Annotated in this window: 9 protein-coding genes; 4 read left to right on the forward strand and 5 right to left on the reverse strand. The window is 60.5% G+C overall.

Translation table 11 applies throughout. The features are described 5' to 3' along the window. From Q0O05_RS11190 to moaC, 4 genes are all read right to left on the reverse strand, one after another. Window positions 1-797 (reverse strand): class I tRNA ligase family protein (locus Q0O05_RS11190; RefSeq protein WP_293663071.1); only part of this gene is annotated, 797 nt, incomplete at its 3' end. An 83-nt stretch (window positions 798-880) separates the two neighbouring features. Beyond that, window positions 881-1,195 (reverse strand): nucleotidyltransferase domain-containing protein, encoded by a 315-nt coding sequence (locus tag Q0O05_RS11195; RefSeq protein ID WP_293663072.1) that lies wholly within the window; start codon window positions 1,193-1,195, stop codon window positions 881-883. Between the two features lie 8 nt (window positions 1,196-1,203). Beyond that, entirely contained in the window at window positions 1,204-1,611 is a 408-nt protein-coding gene (locus tag Q0O05_RS11200) for a nucleotidyltransferase substrate binding protein (RefSeq protein ID WP_293663073.1), read from the reverse strand. After that, window positions 1,604-2,158, reverse strand: a complete 555-nt coding sequence (moaC, locus tag Q0O05_RS11205) for a cyclic pyranopterin monophosphate synthase MoaC (protein ID WP_293663074.1) — start codon at window positions 2,156-2,158, stop codon at window positions 1,604-1,606. Before moaC ends, Q0O05_RS11200 begins: the two co-directional genes overlap by 8 nt. Before the next feature lie 140 nt (window positions 2,159-2,298). On the opposite strand from moaC, the gene yaaA reads away from it, so the two are divergent. From yaaA to queF, 4 genes are read left to right on the forward strand one after another with little or no spacing between them, the layout of a single operon-like run. Beyond that, window positions 2,299-3,072 (forward strand): peroxide stress protein YaaA, encoded by a 774-nt coding sequence (gene yaaA / locus Q0O05_RS11210; RefSeq protein ID WP_293663076.1) that lies wholly within the window; start codon window positions 2,299-2,301, stop codon window positions 3,070-3,072. A gap of 35 nt (window positions 3,073-3,107) precedes the next feature. Beyond that, window positions 3,108-3,641, forward strand: coding sequence for a zeta toxin family protein (locus Q0O05_RS11215; RefSeq protein ID WP_293663078.1), 534 nt, complete (start codon window positions 3,108-3,110; stop codon window positions 3,639-3,641). Further along, window positions 3,638-3,838, forward strand: a complete 201-nt coding sequence (locus tag Q0O05_RS11220; protein ID WP_293663080.1) for a hypothetical protein — start codon at window positions 3,638-3,640, stop codon at window positions 3,836-3,838. The genes Q0O05_RS11215 and Q0O05_RS11220 overlap by 4 nt, the downstream gene beginning before the upstream one ends. A 37-nt stretch (window positions 3,839-3,875) precedes the next feature. Beyond that, window positions 3,876-4,718, forward strand: a complete 843-nt coding sequence (queF, locus tag Q0O05_RS11225; protein ID WP_293663082.1) for an NADPH-dependent 7-cyano-7-deazaguanine reductase QueF — start codon at window positions 3,876-3,878, stop codon at window positions 4,716-4,718. 35 nt (window positions 4,719-4,753) lie between these two features. On the opposite strand, the gene Q0O05_RS11230 is transcribed toward queF, so the two are convergent. Beyond that, the coding region (locus Q0O05_RS11230; protein ID WP_293663084.1) for an EAL domain-containing protein at window positions 4,754-5,072 on the reverse strand (319 nt) is incomplete at its 5' end.

Below are 5,072 nucleotides of genomic sequence, written 5' to 3' on the forward strand. Positions count from 1 at the left end.
CCCAGCATGGTCTCAGGCCGGGTGGTGGCCACGGTGATGGACTCCAAGCCTATGGCTTTAAGCGCGCCGTCTGCGTCCACCAGCGGGTAGCGGATGTGCCAGAGCGAGCCTTCTTCCTCTTCGCTCTCCACCTCCAGATCGCTCACGGCGCTCATCAGCACCGGGTCCCAGTTCACCAGGCGCTTGCCGCGGTAAATCAGACCTTGTTCATACAACTGCACAAAGGTTTCGGTCACCGTTTTGGACAGCTTCGGGTCCATGGTGAAGTACTCGCGGCTCCAGTCCACGCTGTCGCCCATGCGGCGCATTTGGGTGGTGATGGTGTTGCCGGACTTTTCTTTCCACTCCCAAACCTTCTGGGTGAAGGCCTCGCGCCCCAGGTCGTGGCGGCTGATGTTTTGCTCTTGAAGCTGGCGCTCCACCACAATTTGTGTGGCTATTCCGGCGTGGTCGGTGCCCGGAATCCACGCGGTGTTGAAGCCCGCCATGCGGTGGTAGCGGGTCAGGCTGTCCATGATGGTCTGGTTGAAGGCGTGGCCCATGTGCAGCGTGCCGGTCACATTGGGCGGCGGCAGCTGGATGGAGAAGTTCTTGCCCTTGGCGGCGGCTGCCGCATCGGCCGCGCTGGTGCCGCGGTAGCCGGCCACCCCGTAGCCCCGCTTTTCCCACTCGGGGCCCCAATGCGCCTCGAGCGCTGCGGGTTCAAACGACTTGGAGAGGGACTGCAATCCCGGTTGATCGGGAGCCGTGGCGGTGGGTGCGGGGGATGGTGCGGAGAGGGGTGCGTTGTCAGACATGGGGTTCTCTTAAGAGCGAGCGGCGATTTTACCGGCGGGTCAAAAGTACGGACTTCACCTCGATCTGAACCCCAAAGCGATGCCTAGCGGCTGTACAGCAGCTGCCCCACGCGCTCAACATGTGAGCGCAAAGAGGCGTTGTCGATCTGCTCAAAGAGTGACAGGTCGATCGCGTAAGGCAACAACAACTCTTCGAACTCTTCGGCAATCGTCATCAGCTCTGTAGCGCTAAGGCCGGCACCGTGCAGCGTGAGGTCGATATCAGAGCCGGACTTGTAGCTTCCTTTGGCGCGTGAGCCATAGATGACGGCCGATGCCACTGACGGATGTTGTGCCAGCACCTCGCGGATTTTCGCGAGGGTTGTGTCGCTTAGCCCGAAGTGCGCAGCCTCGTTCATTGGGTGGTCTACTCAAGCGCAGAAAAGGTTGCAGCCAGTGCGACAAAGGCAGGGTAAAACCGGGTCAGTATGTCGTGCCCGATGCGTTCTGCAACCGCTAAGTTGTAGGTGTGGGATGTTTGATTGCGGTCTTTGATCATGTCCATCCACACTTCGCCATCAGCAATCAGCGCGTTACTGAAGGCGGTGCGGGTTGCGTCCCGCGAGCCAATCAGACCGGTGTAGCCCTTGTGCTCCAAGAAATCTTTGAGCAGGTTCCACGCGAGTTCGTGGGTGAATTCAAAACCTTGAATCAGGCCTTGCATTTCGAGCTTGCTCAGTGGGCGTTGCGCTGCCAATTGCTCGGCCTCCGCCAAGGTTTGCAATGCGCTCTTGAAGTTTTGGAAACGCTGTTTCCAGCGAATATCTTCAAGCACGCTGCCCGCCCGTTAACTCCGCCACATAGCTCCCGCTCTTGCCCCCATGCTTCTCGAGCAAACGTACATCCGTCATCGTCATGCCGCGGTCTACCGCTTTGCACATGTCGTAGATGGTGAGCAGGGTGACATTGACGGCGGTCAGGGCTTCCATTTCTACGCCGGTTCCGCCGGTGGTCTCGGCAATCGCCAGGCACTGGATGGCGGGCAGGGTGGTGGTGGTGGCTTTCACCACCTCAAATTCAATGGCCACGCGGGTCAGCATGATGGGGTGGCACAGGGGAATCAGCTCGCTGGTTTTTTTGGCGGCCATGATGCCTGCCACGCGGGCCACGCCCAGCACGTCGCCCTTGGCAGCCTGCGCGCTTTGAATCAGGTCCAGCGTGTGTTGCTGCATTTCGATGCGCCCGCCGGCCACGGCCTTGCGGTGGGTCATGGCCTTGCCGGCGATGTTGACCATGTGAGCGTCGCCCTTGTTGTCAAAGTGGGTCAGCTCGGAGCCGGTTCCGGGGGGGGTGTTATCGGGGGTGCTGTTGGCGTTGCTCATGGGGTTCCTCTTTTGGGTAAACAGGTGTCCTGTATCTGGGGCCATTTCGCCCCGAATCAACATAACTGCCATTGTGCATGGGTGCCACGCCGCCAGACCCTTCGCGATAAACTGACCGACACCAACCCATCCCATCTGCCATGCTGTTACTGCTCTCCCCCGCCAAATCGCTGGACTACGACAGCCCCTTAAGCGGTCAGCCGCACACCGCTCCCCTGTTTGTGAAGCAATCCAAGGCGCTGATTGCCTTGCTGCGCGACTATTCCCCGCAGGATATTGCGGGCCTCATGGACCTGAGCGACAAACTCTCGGCGCTGAACGTGGCCCGATATGCCGCTTGGTCGGTCAAGGCTACCAAGAAAAACGCCCGCCAGTCGGTGCTGGCCTTCAATGGCGATGTGTACGACGGGCTGGACGCCAAGACACTCTCGCCGGACGACTTGGCCTGGGCGCAAGACCACCTGTGCATCCTCAGCGGCCTATACGGCGTGTTGCGGCCCCTGGATTTGATGCAGCCCTACCGGCTGGAGATGGGCACGTCGCTTGCCGGCCCGCATGGCAGCAACCTCTACCAGTTCTGGGGCAGCCAGCTCTCGGATTACCTGAACACCCGCCTGCAGGCCGACACCACGCCGGTGGTGGTCAACCTCGCGTCCAACGAATATTTCAAGTCGGTGGACCTCAAAGTCCTCAAGGGTCGGGTGGTGGAGTGCGTGTTTCAGGAATTGAAGGATGGGAACTACAAAATCATCAGCTTCTTCGCCAAGAAAGCCCGCGGCCTGATGGCCCGCTACGCAATCACCCACCGCCTGCGAACGCCCGAGCAACTGCGGGCCTTTGATGCTGAAGGCTACGCCTACGCCCCCGAAGCCTCCTCGCCCGAGCGCCTGGTTTTTAGACGAAAAACCGCCTGAGAGCCCGTGGATATTGCGCGAACAGCTATGAAAAGATGAGCAATCTGTTGCATCAGCCCAGAATCATCATCATTGCCGGCCCCAACGGCGCCGGAAAGACAACCTTTGCGCGTGAATTTTTGCCCAACGAGGCAGCTTGTCCAGTGTTTGTGAACGCGGATTTAATTGCTGCGGGCCTATCACCCTTTGCGCCCGAGCTGGCGGCGGTTCGCGCGGCCCGTTTAATGCTTGAATCTATAGCCATCCTAGTGGAAAAGCGGCAAAGCTTTGCCTTTGAGACCACCTTGGCGGGACGTGGGTACGCTAGGCAGATTCCCGTGTGGCGCACTCTGGGGTACCGGGTGGAACTGATTTTCTTGCGCCTTACCCAACCTGACTTGGCTGTGCAGCGTGTGGCCGAGCGAGTCAGGCAAGGCGGGCACCATATCCCGGAGGACATCATCCGGCGTCGATTTCAGGCCGGGCTGATCATGCTGCAGACGGTGTACCAGCCCTTGGTGGACCAATGGGCTGTGTATGACAACGCGGGTGATGCGCCACAACTTATTGCAGGGGGTGCCAAGCCATGAAAGATTCTCATCAAGTAAACGAACCTCAGGCGGTTTACAGCACTACGGCCATGGCTCCAGTGTTGGAAATGCCGGGTGTGCAGGCGGCTATGCTGCGTGCAGCCCAAAGCGCCCGCCGCATCGCGCGGCAAACCGGCACGCATCTCATCGTCATTCGTGATGGGCGTATGGTGCGCTTGCCGCAAGGGCCGCAATAACACCGTAGCCCTCACCTGCACACCTGAGAAGCAGACCATGAACACCCCCGAACACTCCCAACTCGGCAAATCGTCGGCGTACGTCGATCAGTACGATGCCTCGCTCCTGTTTCCTATACCGCGCGCGGCCAAGCGGGCGGAAATTGGTATTGCGGCGGGAGCGCCTTTTTTTGGGGCCGATATCTGGACGGCGTTTGAGTTGAGCTGGCTTAACCTGCGGGGCAAGCCGCAGGTGGCGCTGGCGCATTTCACCATTCCGGCCGAAACGCCCAACATCATTGAGAGCAAGTCCTTCAAGCTCTACCTCAACAGCTTCAATAACACCCGCTTTGCCGATGCGGCTGCGGTGCTGCAGCGGCTGCGTGCCGACATTGCCGAGGGGGTCTGGCGTGGCGGGCCGGCGCAGTCGGTGGGGGTGCGGCTGATGGGGCCTGAGCAGTTTGACCGCGAGCCGGTGTTTGAGCTCGACGGCCTGAGCCTAGACCGGCTGGATGTGGAATGCACCCATTACCAACCTGCGCCCGAGCTGCTGCGCACTGCGCCAGAAGATGGCCCGGTAAGCGAGGTGCTGGTCAGCAACCTGCTCAAGAGTAACTGCCTGGTCACCGGCCAGCCCGATTGGGGCAGCGTGCAAATCAGCTACAGCGGCCTGCCCATTCTGCAGGAAGGGCTGCTGCAGTATCTGGTGAGCTACCGCAACCACAATGAGTTTCACGAGCAGTGCGTGGAGCGCATCTTCATGGACATCTGGACCCGCTGCAAGCCCACCAAGCTCACGGTGTATGCCCGCTACACCCGACGCGGCGGGCTGGACATCAACCCGTTTCGTACCAGCCATCCGCAGGCCCTGCCCGGCAACACGCGCACCGCGCGCCAATAAATCCCGACACTTCAGTGACGGCGTCAGGGCGGCGCCTAGGCCGGCACTTCTTCGCGCAGCATGGCGTTAAAGGCCTGTGCCGGCATCGGCCGGCCAAACAGGTAGCCCTGGCACAGCTTGCAGCCGTGCTCCGCCAGAAAAGCGCGCTGCTCCTCGGTTTCTACGCCCTCTGCCAGCACCTCGATCCCCAGGTTGTTGCCCATGCCGATGATGGTCTGGATGATCATGGAATCGGTCACCTGCAGGCCGATATTGCGCACAAAGGACTGGTCGATCTTGAGCTGGTCCAGCGGCAGCCGCGTGAGGTAGGACAGCGACGAATGCCCGGTGCCGAAGTCGTCCATCGAGAAGCTC

Source organism: Rhodoferax sp. OV413, from assembly GCF_945881795.1.
GTDB lineage: Bacteria > Pseudomonadota > Gammaproteobacteria > Burkholderiales > Burkholderiaceae_C > Allorhodoferax.

What these genes read in the sequence shown, in the direction of transcription:
- Q0O05_RS11220 (WP_293663080.1), top strand. Translation starts at nt 3,638, where the DNA reads ATGAAAGATTCTCATCAAGTAAACGAACCTCAGGCGGTTTACAGCACT.
- yaaA (WP_293663076.1), top strand. Translation starts at nt 2,299, where the DNA reads ATGCTGTTACTGCTCTCCCCCGCCAAATCGCTGGACTACGACAGCCCC.
- Q0O05_RS11195 (WP_293663072.1), bottom strand. Translation starts at nt 1,195, where the DNA reads ATGAACGAGGCTGCGCACTTCGGGCTAAGCGACACAACCCTCGCGAAA.
- Q0O05_RS11215 (WP_293663078.1), top strand. Translation starts at nt 3,108, where the DNA reads ATGAGCAATCTGTTGCATCAGCCCAGAATCATCATCATTGCCGGCCCC.
- moaC (WP_293663074.1), bottom strand. Translation starts at nt 2,158, where the DNA reads ATGAGCAACGCCAACAGCACCCCCGATAACACCCCCCCCGGAACCGGC.
- queF (WP_293663082.1), top strand. Translation starts at nt 3,876, where the DNA reads ATGAACACCCCCGAACACTCCCAACTCGGCAAATCGTCGGCGTACGTC.